We start from the raw sequence: 18,791 nt of genomic DNA, 5'->3' as shown, positions 1-18,791 counted from the left end.
CGTGACCTCCTTCGGGTCAGTGGTAGTAGTCGGGGCCGCGCACGTTCTCGTGCTCGGGCGAGCGCCATTCGGCGGGCGTGGTCGGGAGCGAGGGCTGCAGGTCAAGTCCCGCTTCCAGGATTGACAGCACGGAGCGACGCGTGGGCGAGCCGATCTTCAATGCACGCTGGCATGCGGCCTCGAGGCGGTGTTTGCCGTACTTGCGCGCGAGCGAGAGAAGACCGAGACAGGCGCGATAGCCCATCTCGGGGTGAGGTTTGTTGGTCAGCAGATGCCGCACGACAGCCTCGGCGCCGGGGCCGACGGATGCGCCCCAGTTGAGCAGGCGCCCAGGCGTCCATTCCATGTGCGCGCGATGCGCAGCCGGCATGTGTTCGGCGATGGTCGTGTGTTTGCCTTTGAGGCGCGAGCGAGCGTGCGCAGCGACACGCTTGCCGCCATGCAGGATCTCTACGCCGTGGCGTGTGATACGCGCCCAGACCTCCTGCCGTGCGAGGCTATGCGGGACGCTGTAATAGTGGCCGCCGACATCGACGTGGTAATCGATGTTCACACGGCACTTCTGGAAGGTGGCGATCTCGTAGCGACGCACGGGCAACGGGCGCAGGACGGGTTGGTCCAGCCGTTCGAACCATTCACGCCGGTTGCCTTCGAGCCGCTTGAACGGGCGCTGGTTTAGGTCGGCGATCAGTTCTGCAATCGCCTTGTTGAGTTCAGCCAGACTGTAGAAGCGATAGTGGCGCAGTCGGGCCAGCACCCAGCGCTCGACGATCTGCACGCCGACTTCGACCTTGGCCTTGTCCTGCGGTTTGCGCGGACGCGCCGGCAGCATCGCGGTGCCGTAGTGGTTCACGAAGTCCTGCGTGGTCGTGCCGAGTCCGGGTTCGTAACGGTCGGGTCGCGCGATCAGCGCCTTCGGGTTGTCGGGCACGAGCAGCTCGGGCACGCCGCCAATGAACTCTAGCGCATCGCACAGGCTGCCGATCCAGTCCGCCATCGTCTCGGTGCGCGTCGCGCACGCGAACGTGTAGTTGGATGCGCCGAGCACGGCAACGAACACGTGCGCCTCGAACTCGACGCCGCCATCGCTCGCCAGGACCGGCACGGTGGGACCCGCGAAGTCCGCGAACAGCTTCTCGCCGGCGCGGTGCTGCTGACGCATCGAGCGCTTGATCGACTTCGCCCAGTCCTTGTACTTCTGGCAGAACTGCGTGTAGCGGTACGTCCGCTGGCCGGGGTTCGCTTCAGCGTATTCTTCCCACAGCAGTTGCAGCGTCACGCCCTTGCGGCGCAGCTCGCGATGCAATGCCGTGTAGTCGGGCTCGATGCGTCGCGTCGTCGTCGCCGCGGCATTGGTTGCCGCAGGCCTCAGGCGCGCGTCCAGTTCGTCGTCGGACATTGCTTCGGCTGCCGCCCAATCGAGTCCCGCCTGGCTGGCTTGGGCCGCGAACTTCGAGACGGCACCGACGCTGATGCCGATAGCCCGGCTGATCTGCCGATGCGTCAGGCCACACGCCCACTTTAGTCGCAGGACTTCCTTCAATTTGCGCATGCTCATCCGAGGTGTCGGCATCGGCACTTCTCCCGCAAAAAAGGGAGCAGGCTAACGCCGTCGGTGAATACATGCGCAACGCCACCGCCAGACTCAAACCCGGATTACGTTCCGGTTACGTGATCACCCGTTTCGGTCCCGTGATCGCTCATTCCGGCATCGTGATCACGCGTTTCGGAAACCTGTGATCAGCGATCACGATCAACCGAAACGGGTGATCACGATCATTCGGAATCCATGATCACGATCCGCCGAAATGCGTGATCACGTTCGCCGGAATACGCAAACGAGGTCAAGCTCATTGTGCAATCGCACATCGAAAAATCTCTGGGGTGCTGTCATAAAATTCGCGAACTAGGAAAGGGGCGCAGGTCGCTTAGATCAGAAATTTCTGAAATGCACACCCCAGCAAGGCTCTGTCAATTTGATGGCGAGGCAGCGGTAGAATGAAGTGGTGAAGAAAACGAAATCGCTTTATCACGGTCACCGTTTCCCTGCCGTCGTCATCAAATTGACAGAGCCCCTGTCGGTTCTGTTAAGCCATGCAACAGCTCAGCGCTGGCGGCGTGCTGGAGACCACCTCGCGCATCCAGGGCCTCCAACAGGCAGCCGACTGGCAGGCGCTCGCGACCTTGCCGTCCGAGGTGTTCTGGCGCCTGTGCCAAGGCCGCATGGGCGATGCCCAAGCGGTCGGGCAAGTAGCAGCCCAAAGCCAGGCGGCCTTTGCCAATGGTCTGCGCCAAGCGCTCACGACTTGGCAGGAATCTGTCTCCGAGGCATTCGGCGCCAGTGGCGACGCAGCCTCTTTCACGCAGCTTTGCCAGCGCTTGGCGCAGCCCTGGACCGCCCCAAGCGCCGTACCCCAGGGCAAGACCAAGAAATGAGGGGACGGCAATGAATACGACGCAACGGACGGCGCTCGTGACGGGAGGCAACCGGGGGTTGGGCGCTGCGATCGCCCGTGCCCTGCACGATGCCGGCCACCGCGTGATCGTCACGCATACCCCCGGCAACACCACGATTGGCCAGTGGCAGCAAGCGCAAGCGACACAGGGCTACTCATTTGCCGCCTACGGGGTGGATGTATCGGACTACGAATCAACGCAGGAACTGGCGCGGCGCATCCACGCCGACGGTCATCGGATCGACATCCTGGTGAACAACGCCGGCATCACCCGCGATGCAACGCTGCGCAAGCTCGACAAGGCCGGTTGGGATGCCGTACTGCGCACCAACCTGGACTCCATGTTCAACGTCACCAAGCCGTTCATCGACCCGATGGCCGAGCGCGGCTGGGGCCGCATCGTCAACATCTCTTCGATCAACGGCAGCAAGGGCCAGTTCGGGCAGACCAATTATTCGGCGGCCAAGGCCGGGGTACATGGATTCACCAAGGCGCTCGCACAGGAGGTGGCGCGCAAGGGCGTGACGGTCAACACCGTCTCGCCGGGCTATCTGGCCACCGAGATGGTGATGGCGGTGCGAGAGGACATGCGCCAGAAGATCATCGATGCGATTCCGGTTGGCCGTCTCGGCCAGCCGGCCGAGATTGCAGCTCTTGTCGCCTTCATCGCCAGCGAAGCCGCCGCCTTCATGACCGGCAGCAACGTGGCGATGAACGGCGGTCAGCACATGTCTTGAGCCCACTGCGCGAGCGGCTGACTTCCGACGCGGCAATCCGCAGCTCTTGGAGGAGTTCCATGTATTCACGATTTCTGGTGCCGCTTGATGGCAGTCCCACATCCCTTCTGGCCCTCGATCATGCGGCGGACATGGCACGCCTGAACGGCGCCACCGTGGTCCTGCTGCATGTCATCGAGCCGACCCGGCACAGCACGGGTTTCGAGCGCCCCAAGGTCTACATCGAGGACGTCCGCCCTCACTTCCTGGCAGCCGGGCATGCCTTGTTGGACGAGGCCGCAAACCGGCTGCGTCAGGACGGAATTGCAACAGAGACAGTACTGCTTGAAAGCACTGCAGAGCGGGTATCAGAGCAAATTGCCCGGCAGGCCAAGGAGAACGATTGCGACCTGGTCATCCTGGGCACCCATGGACGCCGTGGGGTGGACCGGCTGCTGCTGGGAAGCGATGCGGAACAGGTGGCGCGTATCGCACCTGTTCCCGTGATGCTGGTGCGCCAGTCGCGCAGAAAAGAGATCACATGAATCAACAGCCCGTGGAGGCGCTCGCGCAGGTGCTCAAAGCGGTGTCGAGCGCCTCGTCGCCCATTTCAAAACCATGGCGCCGGTACGCACTGCGGCGGCGCATCTTTGCGACGCGCTCTGGCGTGCTGTGCCATCGCACTCGTGCTAGTTGAGCGCGGAGAGTCACCGTCCGAACTATGAATCAATCAAATCCCGAAGGAGGACGATTCACTATGAAATACATCTTCAAAGGTGACAGCGCGCTGGTCAGTGGCGCCGGCTCGGGTATCGGCGAGGCAACGGCACACCTGCTCGCCATAAATGGTGTGCAGGTGGTTGCCTCCGACATCGACTTCGAGGCCGCCCGACGTGTGACACAGGCCATCATCGCCGCCGGCGGCCGCGCCGTGGCACACGAGGGCAATGCGGCCAAACCCGAGGACGCCGGTGCGGCGGTGCAGTGCGCACTCAAGCATTTCGGTTCTCTGCACCTGGCTTTCAACAACGCTGGCATTGCCGGAGAACTCAAGCCTGCAGGCGAACTGGCGGCCGAGGAATGGCAACGTGTCATCGATACCAACCTCTCGGGTGTGCAGCATGCCATGCGCGCGCAGATCCCGGCCATCCTGGCCGCCGGCGGCGGCGCCATCGTCAACATGTCGTCGGTCCTGGGATTAGTCGGCAGCGCGGACGCACCGGCCTACGTCGCGGCCAAGCACGGGGTGACAGGTCTCACGCGCTCGGCGGCGTTGGCCTATTCGGCACAGGGCGTCCGCATCAACTCGCTCCATCCGGGCTATATCGAAACTCCGCTGCTCAAGGCGCTCGACGAGGCCACACTGGCAGCGCTGAAGGGGCTGCACGCCATCGGGCGCCTGGGCCGGCCCGAGGAGATCGCCCACGCAGCCTGCTTCCTGCTGTCCGAAGGTGCCAGCTTCATGTGCGGCAGCGCCATGGTGGTAGATGGCGGTTATACGGCGGCTTGAATAGGAAGGGCACAGTGGAGTTGCGCCACCTTCGATGCTTCATCGCTGTCGCGGAAGAACTCCACTTCGCGCGCGCCGCCGAGCGGCTACATATCGAGCAGTCGCCATTGTCGCGGGCCATCAAGGAATTGGAGGAGGACTTGGGTGTGCAATTATTCGAACGCACCACCCGCAGTACCCGCCTCACCCGCGCGGGCCAGCTCTTCCTGGAACACGTGCCACGCATCTTTACTGCCTTGCAGCAGGCGCGTGACAGCGTGAAAGCGGTCGCCAATGGTTTCCACGGGCAATTGCGTGTGGCCTTGTCGGATGGCATCACGCCTTCGCGCTTACCGGCCTTGCTGGCGCTATGCCGACAAGAGGAGCCCGAGGTCGAAATTCGCTTCTTCGAGGTGCCGCTGTCGCAGCAGATCAAAGGGCTGCATGATGACCTGTACGACGTGGGATTTGCCCAATCCGATGAAGTGGGCGACGGCATCGTCGCTTTGCCCGCCTGGAGCGATGCGTTGATGGTGGCGGTGCCCGCCCGGCATCCGCTGCTGATCCACAAGCGCATCCCCTTGGATGAGTTACTGCGCTACCCATTGGTACTGTGCGATCCGCAAGTCTGTGAAGGCCTCGCGAAGCATGTTGAGCGGGTGCTTCGCCGAGTGGACATGGAGCCGCTGGTCGCGGAGCGAGTTGCCACAAGCGATTTGATGATGGCGTTGGTGTCAGCGGGCTTCGCACTTGGGTTGGCGGGTGCAGCTCACATTGCCGCCAGTCGTGAATCAGGTGTGGTGGCACGACCTTTGGCGTCACGCGTGCCACCGCTGACGACCTATTTGCTTCGTCTTGACAGTGATCCGTCCGATGAACTGGCGCGGTTCATTGAGCGCGTAAAGGCCATCGATCTGCCAGAAACTCCCAGACCCGCACGAGGCCGCAATCCCGATCACCCGGAGGAACTGATGCCATGAAGAAGATCATTCCGTTCTTGCTGGTGGCTGCCTTGACCGCCTGCGGTCAGTCCGAGACACCTCTGAACGCCACCAATTCAAAGGCAAGGATTCCGACAGTAGAAGAACTGGCGGCTAACCCAGAGCACCTCAAAGAACTGCGTCTGCAATGCAAGACCGACCGCCCCAAGTTGGGCGATACGATATGCGATCGGGTCGCCGAAGCCACGCGCAAACGGTTCTATGGCGACCGTGATACTCCGTACACGCCACCGAAACAATCGCCCAAGTTCTGATCGTCGGTGACGCGCCGCATCGGCTTCATATTCTTGTCCGACACGCCGCGATGCGCCTTCGCTTGCGGCGCTTTTCTTCGGCTCGCCGTCACACTAATTCTTTCTTTTTGCTCGACCATTCTGCTGAAAACGGTCTTTGACCGGCACTGACCCGGCACCGATCCTGACGCATGCGGCACGTTCCTGTGCCGCGATTTCCATGAGGAATCAGCGCAGGAGAAATCGGAGGCCAGGTCATGCAAGGGACGAACGTGCTGTTCGGTCAGATCGCCGTGGTGTTCGGCATCGTGATCGCCGGCGTGTGGGGCGCCACACAATGGACAGCAGCGGCCCTTGGCTATCAAGTACGCCTTGGCTCTCCCTGGTTCGATCTTCTTGGCACGCCGATCTACCACCCGTGGAAGCTGTTTGAGTGGTGGTTCTTCTTCGGCGCCTATGCGCCGGAAGTATTCGACACCGGCGGCGCCATCGCCGGCGCCAGTGGCATGGTCGCCGTGGGCGTTGCCATCGCCATGTCGGTCTGGCGCTCGCGCCAAGCTCGCCTCGTCACCACCTACGGCTCGGCGCGTTGGGCTAACGCGCAGGACATTCGCATGGCGGGCCTCACGCATCCAGCCGGCGTCTTCCTCGGCCAGCACGACCGCCAGTACCTGCGGCATGAAGGCCCGGAACACGTCCTGACCTTCGCGCCTACGCGCTCGGGCAAGGGCGTCGGCCTCGTGGTGCCGACGCTGCTGTCCTGGCCTGCATCCGCCGTCATCCACGACATCAAAGGCGAGAACTGGCAGATCACTGCGGGCTGGCGCTCGCGCTTCTCGCATTGCCTGCTGTTCAACCCGACCGATGCGAAGTCGGCGGCCTACAACCCGCTGCTGGAGGTGCGGCGCGGCGCGCATGAGGTGCGCGATGTGCAGAACATCGCGGACATTCTGGTTGATCCCGAAGGTGCGCTGGAGAAGCGCAACCATTGGGAGAAGACCAGCCACGCGCTGCTGGTCGGGGCCATCTTGCATGTCCTCTACGCGGGCGAAGACAAGACGCTGCGCGGCGTCGCCAACTTCCTCTCCGATCCGGCCAGCCCGTTCGAGCTGACCTTGCATCGGATGATGACCACGCCGCACCTCGGCGATGGGCCGCATCCGGTCGTCGCATCGGCGGCGCGCGAAGTGCTCAACAAGTCGGACAACGAGCGTTCCGGCGTGTTGAGCACTGCCATGTCGTTCCTCGGCCTGTACCGCGATCCCACGGTGGCCGAAGTCACCTCGCGTTGCGACTGGCGCATCGCCGATCTGATCGCGGCCGAGCATCCGGTATCGCTATATCTGGTGGTGCCGCCTTCGGACATTTCGCGGACAAAGCCGCTCATCCGCCTGATCCTCAACCAGATCGGCCGGCGCCTCACCGAGTCGCTCGATGGCTCCGACGGCATCGCACGCCGCCACAAGCTGCTGCTGATGCTCGATGAGTTCCCAGCGCTGGGGCGTCTGGACTTCTTCGAGACGGCCCTAGCCTTCATGGCGGGCTATGGCATCCGCAGCTTCCTCATCGCGCAGTCGCTCAACCAGATCGACAAAGCCTACGGCCAGAACCATTCGATTCTGGACAACTGCCATGTGCGCGTGACGTTTGCGACGAATGACGAGCGCACCGCCAAGCGCATTTCCGAGACGTTGGGCACTGCGACCGAACTGCGCGCCCAGCGCAATTACGCAGGCCACCGGCTGGCTCCGTGGCTGGGCCACCTCATGGTGTCGCGTCAGGAAACCGCGCGCCCGCTGCTGACGCCCGGCGAAGTCATGCAGCTTCCGCCTGACGTGGCGGTGGTGATGGTGTCGAGCGTGGCGCCGATCAAGGCGAAGAAGCTGCGCTACTACGCGGACGCCAATTTCAAGCGGCGCGTGCTGCCGCCTCCTGTGCTGGCGGACGGCCGATACGCCGACGCGCCGCCGGTGCGCCCGGACGACTGGAGCGGCCTGGCGATTCCTGCTGTACCCGCCGCGCCTGCGGCCGATGCCGCCGAAGGCTTCGGCGCTTCGACCGACGACGGTGGCCCACGCCGTCAACCCGAACTCTCCGAAACCGTCGCCTACGCCCCCGAGCTGGCCGCGAGCACCGCCGACCTCGACCTGCTCGATGACGACGACGACCTGCCGCTTCCCCTTCCTCGCCAGCTTAATCCGGCCATGCAGCGCACGGCCCGGCTGGCTTCCCTCGACCCCAACGACGGAATCGAGCTATGAGCCACTACCGCCTGAATCTCTTTATCCAGCCGGAGCACGCCAAGCGCCTGGACGAGCTGGCCGCCAAGAAAGGCGTGTCCAAGTCGTCCATCGTCGCGGCGGCGCTCGCATCGTGGCTGTCGCCCGATGCCGCCGACCAGCGCGAGGCGGCCATCGCCAAGCGGCTTGATCGCCTGTCGCGTCAGGCCGAGCGCATGGAGCGCGACCAGAACATCGCCATCGAGACGCTGGCACTGTTCATCCGCTACTACCTGACCGTCAGCACGCCGGTGCCGGAGGCCCATCAGGAGGCGGCGCGCGCCCAGGGCAAGGCGCGCTTCGAGCAGTTCACCGAGCAGCTTGGCCGCAACCTGCTGCGGGGCCGCAGCCTGGTGCGCGACGTGGTGGAGGAACTGCATGCCGACCCGATGCAGATGGAGGACGCGGCGGCAGCCGCGCAAGCGCAGGAGCGTGCGTCATGAGCGCCGTTCCGCAGTCCATGAGTGCCACGTCGCTCGACCGCCGCATCCAGATGCTGCGCACGGCAATGGGGCCGCTGATCGCCGCTGCGCTCGAAGACCCCGACGTGGTGGAAATCATGCTCAACCCGGATCGCACCCTTTGGGTGGATCGCCTGTCGTCGGGCCGCGCGCCGATGGGCGTTGAGATGCCCGAGGCTGATGGCGAGCGAATCATCCGCCTGGTCGCGGCCCATGTCGGCGCGGAAGTCCATCGCGGCCAGCCGCTCTTGTCGGCGGAGCTGCCCGAGACGGGCGAACGCTTCGAGGGCATCTTGCCGCCTGCTGCACCGGGGCCGGCCTTCGCGCTGCGCAAGCGCGCCATCGGCGTGATTCCGCTGGAGCGGTACGTCATCGACGGGATGATGACCAGCGCCCAAGCGGGCTTTCTCGTTCGCGCCGTGCGCGAGCGTCAGAACGTGCTGATCGCCGGCGCTACCAGCAGCGGCAAGACGACCTTGGCCAATGCACTGCTGGCCGAGATCGCCGCCACCGGCGACCGCGTACTGGTGCTCGAAGACACGGTGGAACTGCAATGCGCGGCGCGCGACCACGTTCCACTGCGCACGCGCGCAGGCGTGGTGTCCATGACGGAACTGGTGCGCTCGTCCATGCGCCTGCGGCCGGATCGCGTCGTCGTCGGCGAGGTGCGCGGCGCCGAGGCGCTGGATCTCATCAAGGTGTGGGGCACGGGCCACCCCGGCGGCATCGCCACGATCCATGCCGGCTCCGCGCTGGGCGCGCTGCTGCGCCTGGAACAACTGATTCTCGAAGTGGCCGTGAATCCGCCCCGTGCGCTGATCGCCGAGGCGGTCAACGTGGTGATCCACATCGTCGGGCGCGGGCGCAAGCGCCGCATCGAGAGCATCGCCCGCGTCGTCGGCTTCGACGGCGTGGGCTACCAACTGGCGGACGCGCTGGAAACGTCGTTTCCCGAGCTACTGCCGATCCCCGATGCCGCATCCGCTGCGGCGACTTCCCCGTCCCCTGACCAACCTGGAGAACTGCCATGACGCAGATGACCATTTCTGCTTTCCGTGTTTCCGTAAATCCGGCTTTGCGCCTTGCACGGCTGCGTAGCCTGGCCCGCCCTGCTGGGCAAGGGCTGCTGCTGGCCGCGCTGCTGCTGTTCCTGGCCGGCACCGCGCAGGCCGCCGGTTCCTCGATGCCGTGGGAAGGCCCGCTGCAATCCATCCTCGAATCCATCCAGGGGCCGGTGGCGCGCATCGTCGCGGTCATCATCATCATCGCAACCGGCCTCGCGCTGGCCTTCGGCGACACGTCGGGTGGTTTCCGCAAGCTGATCCAGATCGTGTTCGGCCTGTCCATCGCGTTCGCGGCTTCGAGCTTCTTCCTGTCGTTCTTCAGCTTCTCCGGCGGGGCCGTCGTATGAGCGGCCCGGATACCTTCGCGGCTGGGTTCGAGGTGCCGCTGCATCGCTCGCTGACCGAGCCGATCCTGCTGGGCGGTGCGCCGCGCACCGTGGCAATCGCCAACGGCACGCTGGCCGCCGCCGTCGGGCTAGGCCTGCAACTGTGGATTCCTGGCGTCGTGCTCTGGATCGTCGGCCATTCGCTGGCGGTATGGGGCGCGCGCGTCGATCCGCAGTTCATGGCCGTGTTCGTCCGGCACATCAAGCACCGCCCGCTGCTGGACGTGTGAGGGGACGCCGCCATGCTGAACCTTGCCGAATACCGCCAGCGACCCGCATTGCTCGCCGACTGGCTGCCGTGGGCTGGATTGGTTGCGCCGGGCGTCGTCTTGAACAAGGACGGCAGTTTCCAGCGCACGGCCCGGTTTCGCGGGCCTGACCTCGACAGCGCGACGCAAGGCGAGTTGATCGCCACGTCGGCACGCCTGAACAACGCCCTGCGCCGCATGGGTTCGGGCTGGGCGCTGTTCATTGAAGCAGAGCGCCGACCCGCCGCCGACTATCCGCACTCGGAGTTTCCCGAGCCACTGTCGTGGCTGGTGGACGAGGAACGCCGCGCCACCTTCGAGGACTCGGGCAACCACTTCGAGAGCGGCTATCACCTGACGCTGGTGTACCTGCCGCCCGAGGAATCGCGCGCCCGTGCCGCCAAGATGCTCTACGAGAACACGCCGACGAATGGCGTGGACTGGCGCGAGCGCCTGCAAGCCTTCGTCGCGGAGACGGATCGCGTCTTTGACCTGCTCGATGGCGTGATGCCGGAAATCACCTGGCTCGATGACAGCCAGACGCTGACCTACCTACACGCCACCATCTCGACGCGGCGCTATCGCGTCGGCGTGCCCGAAGTGCCGTTCCACATCGACGCGCTGCTGACCGATTCCGCGCTGGTCGGTGGCCTGGCACCGATGCTGGGCGACCAGCACCTGCGCGTGGTGTCGGTGCGGGGCTTCCCGACCTCGACCTGGCCGGGGATTCTGGACGACCTCAACCGCCTCGGCTTTGCCTACCGCTGGAGCACGCGCTTCCTGTGCCTCGACAAAGCCGAGGCGGAACGGGAGTTGGGGCGCCTGCGCCGCCAGTGGTTCGCCAAGCGCAAGAACGTCATCGCGCTGCTGCGCGAAACGATCTTCCAGCAAGAAAGCCCGCTGGTGGATACCGACGCCAGCAACAAGGCGGCGGATGCAGACGCGGCCTTGCAGGAGCTGGGCAGCGATCAAGTCGCCTTCGGCTACCTCACCGCGACGGTGACGGTGCTCGATGCCGACCCGGCCGTGGCCGACGAGAAGCTGCGCATGGTTGAGCGCGTCATTCAGGGACGCGGCTTCATCACCATCCCGGAAACGCTCAACGCCGTGGATGCGTGGCTGTCGTCCATTCCGGGCAACGCCTACGCCAACGTGCGGCAGCCCATCGTCTCGACGCTGAACCTGGCTCACATGATGCCGGTGTCGGCGGTATGGGCCGGGCCGGAAAAGGACGAGCACCTGGACGGCCCGCCGCTGATCGTCACGCGCACCGATGGCGCCACGCCTTTTCGCTTGGTCACTCACATCGGCGACGTGGGCCACACGCTGGTCGCGGGGCCGACCGGCATGGGCAAGTCGGTTTTGCTCGCCACGCTGGCAATGCAGTTCCGCCGCTATCGCGGCTCGCGCATCTTCGCGTTCGACATGGGCCGCTCGATGCGCGCCACGGTTCTCGGGCTGGGCGGCGAGCACTACGACCTCGGGACGGACGGCGAAATCGCCTTCCAGCCCTTGGCACACATCGACCGCGAGGGCTACCGCACCTGGGCGGCCGAATGGATCGAAGGCCGCTTGCTGCATGAAGGCGTGGCGGTCGGTCCCGACGAGAAAGCGGCTATCTGGTCGGCGCTGGGAAGCCTCGCCGGTGCGCCGTTGGAGCAGCGCACGATGACGGGGCTTTCCGTGCTGCTGCAATCGAACACGCTGCGTCAGGCGCTGTCGCCCTATGTGCTCGGCGGTGCCCACGGCAAGCTGCTGGACGCCGACCATGACCGGCTAGGCATGGCCGACGTGCAGTGCTTCGAGATGGAGGAACTGATGCACAACAAGGCCGCCGTCATGGCCGTGCTGCATTACCTCTTTGCGCGCTTCGATGAACGCTTCGACGGTGCGCCCACGCTGCTGATCCTCGATGAAGCGTGGCTGTTCCTCGATGACCCGGTGTTTGCCGCGCGTATCCGGCAATGGCTCAAGACGCTCAGGAAAAAGAACGTCAGTGTCATCTTCGCCACGCAATCGCTGGCGGACATCAAGGATTCGAGCATCGCACCCGCGATCATCGAGAGCTGCGCAAGCCGCATCTTCCTGCCGAACCCGCAGGCGACCGAGCCGCAGATTCGTACGATCTACGAGGGCTTCGGCCTGAACTCACGGCAGATCGAAATCGTCGCCACCGCGCAGCCCAAGCGCGACTACTACTACCAATCCCGCTTCGGCAACCGCCTATTCGACCTCGACCTGGGGCCGGCGACGCTGGCCTTTGCGGGCGCTTCCACGCCGCAAGACCAGCGCGACATGGACCGCGTGCTGCTGGACGCCGGCACGCCCGGCTTCGCAGGCGGCTGGCTGCGCCATTGCGGCCTCGATTGGGCGGCCGATCTGCTGCCCTCGTTCCCCGGCCTCGCGCCGGGTTCCCTCCGTACCGCTGACCACCTATTGGAGAACCAGCTATGAAGATCCGTGCGCTTTCCATTTCTCTCGCCGCCGCGCTGTCGGTATCGCTGCTGGCCGTACAACCGGCATCTGCCATCACGGTGTTCGATCCGTCCAACTTCGTGCAGAACACGCTGACCGCGATTCGCACGCTGGAGCAGATCAACAACCAGATCCAGCAGCTTCAGAACGAAGCGCAGATGCTGATGAACCAGGCGCGCAACCTCGCCAGCCTGCCGTCCAGCGTGGTGAACCAGTTGCGCGCCAATCTGGCGACGACCGAGCGGCTGATCGCTCAGGCTCGCGGCTTGGCCTACGACGTGACGAACCTCGATCGGGAGTTCGCGCGCCTGTATCCCGAGCAGTACGCCGCCACCGTCAGCGGCGACCAGATGTACCGCGACGCGCAGGAGCGTTGGCGGAACACGCTCAACGGCTTGCAGACCACCATGCAGATGCAGGCGCAGGTGTCGCAGAACCTGGGCGAAGACGAAAGCGTGCTGGCCGACCTTGTGAGCAAGAGCCAGTCGGCCCACGGTGCATTGCAGGCCATGCAGGCCATGAATCAGTTGCTCGCCTTGCAGGCCAAGCAATCGATACAGGCGCAACGGCTCCAGATCACACAAGACCGGGCCGCCTCGCTGGAGCTGGCGCGACAGGCGGCGGCCACGGAACGTGCCCGCGAAGTGCGGCGGCGCTTCCTGGGCGAAGGCACGCCGTACACGCCGCAGACCGTGAACTTCTACCGCGACTGACGGGAGGCCGCCATGCGATGTGTCCTCGTCCTGTGTGCTGTGCTGCTGGCCGCTTGCAGCGAGCAGCCGGCCGACAATCTTGCCGATGCCTTGGCCGCCGATCCCGTGCGGCTCAAGGCATTGCGCGCGCAATGCGCGGCCGACCGACAGGCTACGGGCGAGGACGCCTGCCGCGCCGCTACCGAAGCCTTCCGGCGGCGCTTCTTTTCTGGCCAGGCCGGGCCTGATGAATACCTGACGCTGCCCGACCTGCCGCCGATCCCGCCGAGCTTCGAGGAATCGGCCGATGGCATGGCGCCGGCCGTTCCCGTCGAACCGGAGGACACGCCATGAATGACGTGACCATCATCGACCAGTTCCTCAACACCTTCGCCACCTACATCGACTCGGGTTTCGGACTGCTGCGGGGCGAAGTGGCGTTCCTCACGGCCACGCTGATCGTCATCGACATGACGATCGCCGGCCTGTATTGGGCCATGAGCCATGCCACCGGCCAGGGCGAGGACGTGATCGCCAAGCTGCTGCGCAAGGTGCTCTACGTCGGTGCCTTCGCCTATATCCTCAACAACTTCAACTGGCTGGCCAGCATCGTGTTCCGCTCGTTCGCCGGGTTGGGCATCACCGCCACCGGCTCGGCCATCACGATGGAGAACTTCCTCCAGCCGGGCCGGCTGGCCAAGACCGGCATCGACGCCGGGGCGCCAATTCTGGAACAGATCGGCGAGATGGCCGGGTTTCCCGAGGTGTTCGTGAACCTCGATCCCATCGTGGTGATGTTCCTCGCTTGGTTGGTCGTGGTCCTGTGCTTCTTCGTGCTGGCGATCCAGCTTTTCATCACGCTGATCGAGTTCAAGCTGACCACACTCGCGGGCTTCGTGTTGGTGCCGTTCGCGCTGTGGAACAAGACCAGCTTCCTCGCCGAGAAGGTGCTGGGCAACGTGGTGTCGTCCGGCGTCAAGGTACTGGTGCTGGCCGTGATCGTGGGCATCGGCTCGGGCCTGTTCGCGCAGTTTCAAGTCCATCCCGCCGAACCGTCCATCGACCACGCGCTGGTCATCATGCTGGCCTCGCTCACCTTGCTGGCGCTGGGGATCTTCGGCCCCGGCGTCGCCACGGGCCTCGTGTCCGGTGCGCCGCAGCTCGGCGCTGGCGCAATGGCCGGTGCTGCTGTCGGCGCTGCCGGCACGGCTGTCGCCATCGGCGCCGCCGCGACGGGCGTGGGTGGCGCCGTGGCTGCTGGCGCGCGCATGGCCCCGGCTGCCGCCAAGCTGGCCGGAAGCGGTGCGCGCGCCGCCACGACGGCGGCCGGCAGTGCGAAGTCGGCGTTCCAGGCCGGTTCCGCCGCCGCTGGCGGCGGCGCAAAGGGCGCGATGGCGGGCCTGGGCAACGTCGCCAAGACCGGCGCGCAGGCCGCCGGATACGCGGCTGCATCCCGTGTTTCCGCTGCCGGGCAGCGGATGGCCGCTCCGTTCCGTGCTGGCTGGAATGGCTCGATGGCCGACGCTGGCGCGTCAGCCGGCCAAGCCTCCGCAGGAGAAGCCCCCGCAGGCGACGCCGCTGCACAGAAGCCGGAACAACCCGCCTGGGCCAAGCGGCTGCATCGCCGCCAGCAACTCACCCACGCCGCGACCACCGCCGCGCACACGCTGCGCGGCGGTGACGGTGGCGGCTCGGGGCAAGGCCCGAGCCTGCGCGGCTCCGACGAGTAAAGCGATTCACAAGGAGAACTGACCATGCGATTCAGAAAACCGCAGGTGCGCTATGCCGACACGCCGCAGCCTGCCACGCCGTACCAAGCTGCCGGCCAGGTGTGGGACGACCGTATCGGCTCGCCGCGCGTGCAGGCGAAGAACTGGCGCCTGATGGCCTTCGGCTGTCTGACGCTCGCGCTGTTGATGGCCGGCGGCCTGGTGTGGCGCTCGGCGCAGTCCTTCGTGACGCCCTACGTCGTGGAGGTGGACAACGCGGGCCAGGTGCGCGCCGTGGGCGAAGCCGCCACGCCGTACCGGCCCAACGATGCACAGACGGCGCACCACATCGCGCGCTTCGTGACGCTGGTGCGCTCGCTGTCCATCGACCCCATCGTCGTCCGCCAGAACTGGCTGGACGCCTACGATTACACGACCGACAAGGGCGCGGCCGTGCTCAACGACTACGCGCGAGTCAACGACCCGTTCGCGCGCATCGGCAAGGAGTCGGTGACGGTGCAGATCACCAGCGTCGTGCGCGCCAGCGACACGTCTTTCAACGTGCGCTGGACGGAACGCCGCTACGTCAACGGCGCCGCGGCGGGCCTGGAGCGGTGGACGGCCGTGGTGTCCATCGTGCTCCAGCCGCCGCGCACCGAAGAACGCCTGCGCAAGAACCCCCTGGGCATCTACGTCAACGGCCTGTCGTGGAGCCGCGAACTGGATTCTTCCGAAGGAGCCAAGCCATGAATGATCTTTTCCGTAAATCCGCTTTGCCGGTGATCCTGCTTGCCCTCGTGGGCTGCGCCTCGCAGGGCAAGCCACCGCCGACCATCTCGCTCGATGAGCCGGTGCAGGCCCAGCCGCTGCCGGAGCCGCCCGCGCCGGTGGAGGTGGTGGCCGTGCCCGAGGTTCTACCGATGCCGGCGCAGTTGAAGCCGTTGCCCGAAGCTGAGGACGCCAAACCTGCGCCGGAGCCGGCTGACGAGAAGGTGCGCGTCTCGCGCGCCAATGCCGAGGCCCGCGTAGCCCCCACGCGCGAGGGCTACGTCAATGCGATTCAGGTTTGGCCCTTCACGGACGGGGCGCTCTATCAGGTCTATGCGGCCGTGGGCCGCGTGACCGTGGTTTCGCTCCAGCCGGGCGAGGAACTGGTGACGGTGGCCGCTGGCGATACCGTGCGCTGGATCGTGGGCGACACGTCCAGCGGCAGCGGTGCCGATCTGCGCGTGAACGTGCTGGTCAAGCCGATTCGCTCAGGCCTCAAGACCAATCTCGTCATCACCACCAGCCGCAGGACGTACCTGCTGGAGCTGGCTTCGACGGAAAAGACGTGGATGGCGTCGGTGTCCTGGGAGTACCCGCGCGACCGGATGCTGGCGCTACAGCGCCAAGCGCAGGCGGCCAATGCCGCCGCGCCGGTCGATGCCGGGCTGGCGCTAGAGAACCTGCGCTTCCGCTACGCAATCAGCGGCAGCAATCCGCCGTGGAAGCCGTTGCGCGCCTTCGACGACGGGCAGAAGGTCTATATCCAGTTCCCCGCTGGCATCGCGCAAGGCGAGCTGCCGCCGCTGTTCGTGATAGGGCCGGAAGGCGACGGGCAACTGGTGAACTACCGCTTCCGCTCGCCGTACTACATCGTGGATCGCCTCTTTGGCGCGGCAGAGCTGCGCCTGGGCGGCGACAAGGGCGCCATGGTGCGGATCGAGCGCACGGATGGCGTGGCACGGAGGAACTGACCATGATCCAGGACGACACCCCCGACCTCGCCAGGCCGCAAGCGGGCAAGGTCGCGCCCGAGGCGTTGGCGCTGCGCGCCCAGCCGCGCCCGGTCACGCGCCTGAACCGGCGCACGCTGGCCATCCTCGTCGGCGGCCTGTCGGTCGCCGTGCTCGGAGCCACGATCTGGTCGTTGCAACCGCAGCGGCGCAGCGCGGGCGAGCAGCCCGAGCTTTACAACGTCGATCGCGTCTCGAAGTCCGAAGGGCTGGACGGCCTGCCGGCCGACTACTCGAAGCTGCAGCCGAAGGTGCCCGAGTTGGGGCCGCCGCTGCCGGGCGATCTTGGCCCGGCCATCGTGAACTCGCAGCAGCCGGCCGTGGCCGCTTACGCGGCCCCCGGCCACCATCCCAACGATGCCTTGCGCAAGGAGGAAGAAGCCGCTGCGGCTTCGTCGGTGTTCTTCCGTTCGGGCGGCCAAGGCCCCACCGCCGCGGTGGCGCAGGCGACGCCGGGTGCGCCTGGTGGTGCAAGCGCGCTCGCGGCCTTCGACCCGCTCGCAGCCGGGTCGGCCTCGACGGCGGCGCAGCCTGGCGACCCGACCGCCGTGCAGAACCGGCAAGACCAGAAGGAGGCGTTCCTGAAAGCCGGTTCTACGGAAACCCGCAATTCCGGCAATCTGGCGCTGCCGGCGTCGCCCTATCAGGTGATGGCTGGAACCGTGATCGCGGGCGCGCTGGTGACGGGCATCAAGTCGGACTTGCCGGGCGACGTGATCGCCACGGTGACGGAGCCGGTCTATGACACGGCTACAGGCAAGTACCTGCTGATCCCGCAGGGGTCGCGCATCCTCGGGCGCTACAACAGCCAGGTCAGCTACGGGCAGAGCCGCGTGCAGGTGGTGTGGAACCGGATCATCCTGCCCGACACGTCCTCGCTGACGCTCGACAACCTTGTCGGCACCGATCCAGCCGGCTATTCCGGTCTAGAGGATGACGTGGATTGGCATTGGAATCGCATCGTCGCGGGCGCGGTGCTGACGACGCTGCTGGGCGTCGGAGCCGAGCTGGCCGCGCCGGAGAACCGCCAGGACGGCAACCGCATCGTCATCGCCGGGCGCGACAGCGCCCAGGACGGCATCAATCAGGTCGGCCAGGAGATCACCCGGCGCAACATGAACATCCAGCCGACGCTGACCGAGCGGCCGGGCCTGCCGGTGCGGATCATCGTCAACCGGGATCTAGTGCTGCGGCCCTACCAGCCGCTGTTCTTCAATCGGGGAGCTTCGCAATGAGCGCGACCAAGAAGCTGCGGCTCGGGCCGCTGCCCAAGACCGAGAACGTCAAGCTGACCTTTGCCTGCCCGGCCAGCCTGAAAGCCGACCTCGACCGCTACGCCGCGCTGCACGCGCAGGCATATGGCGAAGCAGTCGATGCAGAGAAGTTGATCCCGCACATGCTGGAGGCGTTCATGGCGGGGGATCGGGGATTCAGGAAGGGCACGACGACCCGGAGCGCGCCATCAAAGCCTACATGATGGCATCGCATTCCAACGGCATCCATCGAACGCGCAGCCCTCAGCTGCGCGTTCTTCATTCTGGAGGCCGCCAAGCCTCTTGGGCTATGATGACGCGACAGGCCCGCCGTTCCTCGGCAATCCAGCACGACACAGTGCGATGCGGCTTTCTCTCCCGACGCTCTTATGTGGCTCCTAGCCGACGAAGCCGCGGTTCTGCAAAGCGGCCCCGAAAAGAGCTAACCTACTGCCCCATATACGGTTTCAAGCCCTGCGTGATTTGCGCGAAAGACTTGACACCGGCACTTTTTTGCCTGCCGCCGGCCGCGTCGCCCGGTGCCGCGGCCG

The 18,791-nt window shown here is 65.7% G+C and carries 20 protein-coding genes; 19 read left to right on the top strand and 1 reads right to left on the bottom strand.

The window, feature by feature from the left end:
- Nucleotides 1-16: 16 nt before the first annotated feature.
- Complete coding sequence (gene istA / locus BBJ41_RS10450; protein ID WP_011875599.1) at nucleotides 17-1,573, bottom strand: IS21-like element IS408 family transposase; 1,557 nt, start codon at nucleotides 1,571-1,573, stop codon at nucleotides 17-19.
- Between the two features lie 521 nt (nucleotides 1,574-2,094).
- Here istA and BBJ41_RS10445 point away from each other — a divergent pair.
- The 19 genes from BBJ41_RS10445 (at nucleotide 2,095) to BBJ41_RS10360 (ending at nucleotide 18,464) form a co-directional block, all read left to right on the top strand.
- Nucleotides 2,095-2,436, top strand: a complete 342-nt coding sequence (locus tag BBJ41_RS10445; protein ID WP_035822233.1) for a hypothetical protein — start codon at nucleotides 2,095-2,097, stop codon at nucleotides 2,434-2,436.
- Between the two features lie 10 nt (nucleotides 2,437-2,446).
- On the top strand, nucleotides 2,447-3,193 hold the full coding sequence (gene phbB / locus BBJ41_RS10440) for an acetoacetyl-CoA reductase (protein ID WP_011516098.1): 747 nt from the start codon (nucleotides 2,447-2,449) through the stop codon (nucleotides 3,191-3,193).
- A gap of 59 nt (nucleotides 3,194-3,252) precedes the next feature.
- Nucleotides 3,253-3,717, top strand: a complete 465-nt coding sequence (locus tag BBJ41_RS10435; RefSeq protein ID WP_011516099.1) for a universal stress protein — start codon at nucleotides 3,253-3,255, stop codon at nucleotides 3,715-3,717.
- Nucleotides 3,718-3,929: 212 nt separating this feature from the next.
- Nucleotides 3,930-4,682 carry an SDR family NAD(P)-dependent oxidoreductase gene (locus tag BBJ41_RS10430; protein WP_021159342.1) on the top strand — a complete coding sequence of 251 codons (753 nt, stop codon included), beginning with the start codon at nucleotides 3,930-3,932 and terminating at the stop codon, nucleotides 4,680-4,682.
- Between the two features lie 14 nt (nucleotides 4,683-4,696).
- Nucleotides 4,697-5,641, top strand: a complete 945-nt coding sequence (locus BBJ41_RS10425; RefSeq protein ID WP_021159343.1) for a LysR family transcriptional regulator — start codon at nucleotides 4,697-4,699, stop codon at nucleotides 5,639-5,641.
- A complete protein-coding gene (locus BBJ41_RS38835; protein WP_011516102.1) occupies nucleotides 5,638-5,916 on the top strand; it encodes an EexN family lipoprotein in 279 nt (92 codons plus the stop codon). The genes BBJ41_RS10425 and BBJ41_RS38835 overlap by 4 nt, the downstream gene beginning before the upstream one ends.
- 236 nt (nucleotides 5,917-6,152) lie before the next feature.
- A complete protein-coding gene (locus tag BBJ41_RS10420) occupies nucleotides 6,153-8,156 on the top strand; it encodes a conjugal transfer protein TraG (protein ID WP_021159345.1) in 2,004 nt (667 codons plus the stop codon).
- Nucleotides 8,153-8,617, top strand: a complete 465-nt coding sequence (locus BBJ41_RS10415; RefSeq protein WP_021159346.1) for a ribbon-helix-helix protein, CopG family — start codon at nucleotides 8,153-8,155, stop codon at nucleotides 8,615-8,617. The genes BBJ41_RS10420 and BBJ41_RS10415 overlap by 4 nt, the downstream gene beginning before the upstream one ends.
- Nucleotides 8,614-9,666, top strand: coding sequence for a P-type conjugative transfer ATPase TrbB (trbB, locus tag BBJ41_RS10410; protein WP_066132405.1), 1,053 nt, complete (start codon nucleotides 8,614-8,616; stop codon nucleotides 9,664-9,666). The genes BBJ41_RS10415 and trbB overlap by 4 nt, the downstream gene beginning before the upstream one ends.
- On the top strand, nucleotides 9,663-10,046 hold the full coding sequence (locus tag BBJ41_RS10405) for a TrbC/VirB2 family type IV secretion system protein (RefSeq protein ID WP_011516107.1): 384 nt from the start codon (nucleotides 9,663-9,665) through the stop codon (nucleotides 10,044-10,046). Before trbB ends, BBJ41_RS10405 begins: the two co-directional genes overlap by 4 nt.
- Nucleotides 10,043-10,315, top strand: a complete 273-nt coding sequence (locus BBJ41_RS10400) for a VirB3 family type IV secretion system protein (RefSeq protein WP_069746425.1) — start codon at nucleotides 10,043-10,045, stop codon at nucleotides 10,313-10,315. Before BBJ41_RS10405 ends, BBJ41_RS10400 begins: the two co-directional genes overlap by 4 nt.
- A 12-nt stretch (nucleotides 10,316-10,327) precedes the next feature.
- Complete coding sequence (gene trbE, locus BBJ41_RS10395) at nucleotides 10,328-12,787, top strand: conjugal transfer protein TrbE (protein ID WP_011516108.1); 2,460 nt, start codon at nucleotides 10,328-10,330, stop codon at nucleotides 12,785-12,787.
- A complete protein-coding gene (trbJ, locus tag BBJ41_RS10390; RefSeq protein ID WP_011516109.1) occupies nucleotides 12,784-13,521 on the top strand; it encodes a P-type conjugative transfer protein TrbJ in 738 nt (245 codons plus the stop codon). Before trbE ends, trbJ begins: the two co-directional genes overlap by 4 nt.
- 12 nt (nucleotides 13,522-13,533) lie before the next feature.
- On the top strand, nucleotides 13,534-13,854 hold the full coding sequence (locus BBJ41_RS10385) for a hypothetical protein (protein WP_011516110.1): 321 nt from the start codon (nucleotides 13,534-13,536) through the stop codon (nucleotides 13,852-13,854).
- Nucleotides 13,851-15,230, top strand: a complete 1,380-nt coding sequence (gene trbL, locus BBJ41_RS10380; protein ID WP_069746424.1) for a P-type conjugative transfer protein TrbL — start codon at nucleotides 13,851-13,853, stop codon at nucleotides 15,228-15,230. The genes BBJ41_RS10385 and trbL overlap by 4 nt, the downstream gene beginning before the upstream one ends.
- A 24-nt stretch (nucleotides 15,231-15,254) precedes the next feature.
- Entirely contained in the window at nucleotides 15,255-15,959 is a 705-nt protein-coding gene (gene trbF, locus BBJ41_RS10375) for a conjugal transfer protein TrbF (protein ID WP_011516112.1), read from the top strand.
- On the top strand, nucleotides 15,956-16,948 hold the full coding sequence (gene trbG, locus BBJ41_RS10370; RefSeq protein WP_011516113.1) for a P-type conjugative transfer protein TrbG: 993 nt from the start codon (nucleotides 15,956-15,958) through the stop codon (nucleotides 16,946-16,948). The genes trbF and trbG overlap by 4 nt, the downstream gene beginning before the upstream one ends.
- 2 nt (nucleotides 16,949-16,950) lie before the next feature.
- Nucleotides 16,951-18,222 carry a TraB/TrbI/VirB10 family type IV secretion system protein gene (locus BBJ41_RS10365; protein WP_011516114.1) on the top strand — a complete coding sequence of 424 codons (1,272 nt, stop codon included), beginning with the start codon at nucleotides 16,951-16,953 and terminating at the stop codon, nucleotides 18,220-18,222.
- Nucleotides 18,219-18,464 (top strand): DUF2274 domain-containing protein, encoded by a 246-nt coding sequence (locus BBJ41_RS10360; RefSeq protein WP_011516115.1) that lies wholly within the window; start codon nucleotides 18,219-18,221, stop codon nucleotides 18,462-18,464. Before BBJ41_RS10365 ends, BBJ41_RS10360 begins: the two co-directional genes overlap by 4 nt.
- The last annotated feature ends 327 nt before the right edge of the window (nucleotides 18,465-18,791 follow it).

Source organism: Burkholderia stabilis, from assembly GCF_001742165.1.
Taxonomy (GTDB): Bacteria; Pseudomonadota; Gammaproteobacteria; order Burkholderiales; family Burkholderiaceae; genus Burkholderia; species Burkholderia stabilis.
This window is presented reverse-complemented; position numbering and strand designations above follow the sequence as displayed.

Bases quoted from the DNA above. Each gene is read 5' to 3' on its own strand.
- phbB (WP_011516098.1), top strand. From the start codon at position 2,447: ATGAATACGACGCAACGGACGGCGCTCGTGACGGGAGGCAACCGGGGG.
- BBJ41_RS10445 (WP_035822233.1), top strand. From the start codon at position 2,095: ATGCAACAGCTCAGCGCTGGCGGCGTGCTGGAGACCACCTCGCGCATC.
- trbF (WP_011516112.1), top strand. From the start codon at position 15,255: ATGCGATTCAGAAAACCGCAGGTGCGCTATGCCGACACGCCGCAGCCT.
- trbG (WP_011516113.1), top strand. From the start codon at position 15,956: ATGAATGATCTTTTCCGTAAATCCGCTTTGCCGGTGATCCTGCTTGCC.
- BBJ41_RS10435 (WP_011516099.1), top strand. From the start codon at position 3,253: ATGTATTCACGATTTCTGGTGCCGCTTGATGGCAGTCCCACATCCCTT.
- BBJ41_RS10405 (WP_011516107.1), top strand. From the start codon at position 9,663: ATGACGCAGATGACCATTTCTGCTTTCCGTGTTTCCGTAAATCCGGCT.
- BBJ41_RS10360 (WP_011516115.1), top strand. From the start codon at position 18,219: ATGAGCGCGACCAAGAAGCTGCGGCTCGGGCCGCTGCCCAAGACCGAG.
- BBJ41_RS38835 (WP_011516102.1), top strand. From the start codon at position 5,638: ATGAAGAAGATCATTCCGTTCTTGCTGGTGGCTGCCTTGACCGCCTGC.
- BBJ41_RS10430 (WP_021159342.1), top strand. From the start codon at position 3,930: ATGAAATACATCTTCAAAGGTGACAGCGCGCTGGTCAGTGGCGCCGGC.
- BBJ41_RS10415 (WP_021159346.1), top strand. From the start codon at position 8,153: ATGAGCCACTACCGCCTGAATCTCTTTATCCAGCCGGAGCACGCCAAG.
- BBJ41_RS10385 (WP_011516110.1), top strand. From the start codon at position 13,534: ATGCGATGTGTCCTCGTCCTGTGTGCTGTGCTGCTGGCCGCTTGCAGC.
- trbE (WP_011516108.1), top strand. From the start codon at position 10,328: ATGCTGAACCTTGCCGAATACCGCCAGCGACCCGCATTGCTCGCCGAC.
- trbL (WP_069746424.1), top strand. From the start codon at position 13,851: ATGAATGACGTGACCATCATCGACCAGTTCCTCAACACCTTCGCCACC.
- istA (WP_011875599.1), bottom strand. From the start codon at position 1,573: ATGCCGACACCTCGGATGAGCATGCGCAAATTGAAGGAAGTCCTGCGA.
- BBJ41_RS10420 (WP_021159345.1), top strand. From the start codon at position 6,153: ATGCAAGGGACGAACGTGCTGTTCGGTCAGATCGCCGTGGTGTTCGGC.
- trbB (WP_066132405.1), top strand. From the start codon at position 8,614: ATGAGCGCCGTTCCGCAGTCCATGAGTGCCACGTCGCTCGACCGCCGC.
- BBJ41_RS10365 (WP_011516114.1), top strand. From the start codon at position 16,951: ATGATCCAGGACGACACCCCCGACCTCGCCAGGCCGCAAGCGGGCAAG.
- BBJ41_RS10400 (WP_069746425.1), top strand. From the start codon at position 10,043: ATGAGCGGCCCGGATACCTTCGCGGCTGGGTTCGAGGTGCCGCTGCAT.
- trbJ (WP_011516109.1), top strand. From the start codon at position 12,784: ATGAAGATCCGTGCGCTTTCCATTTCTCTCGCCGCCGCGCTGTCGGTA.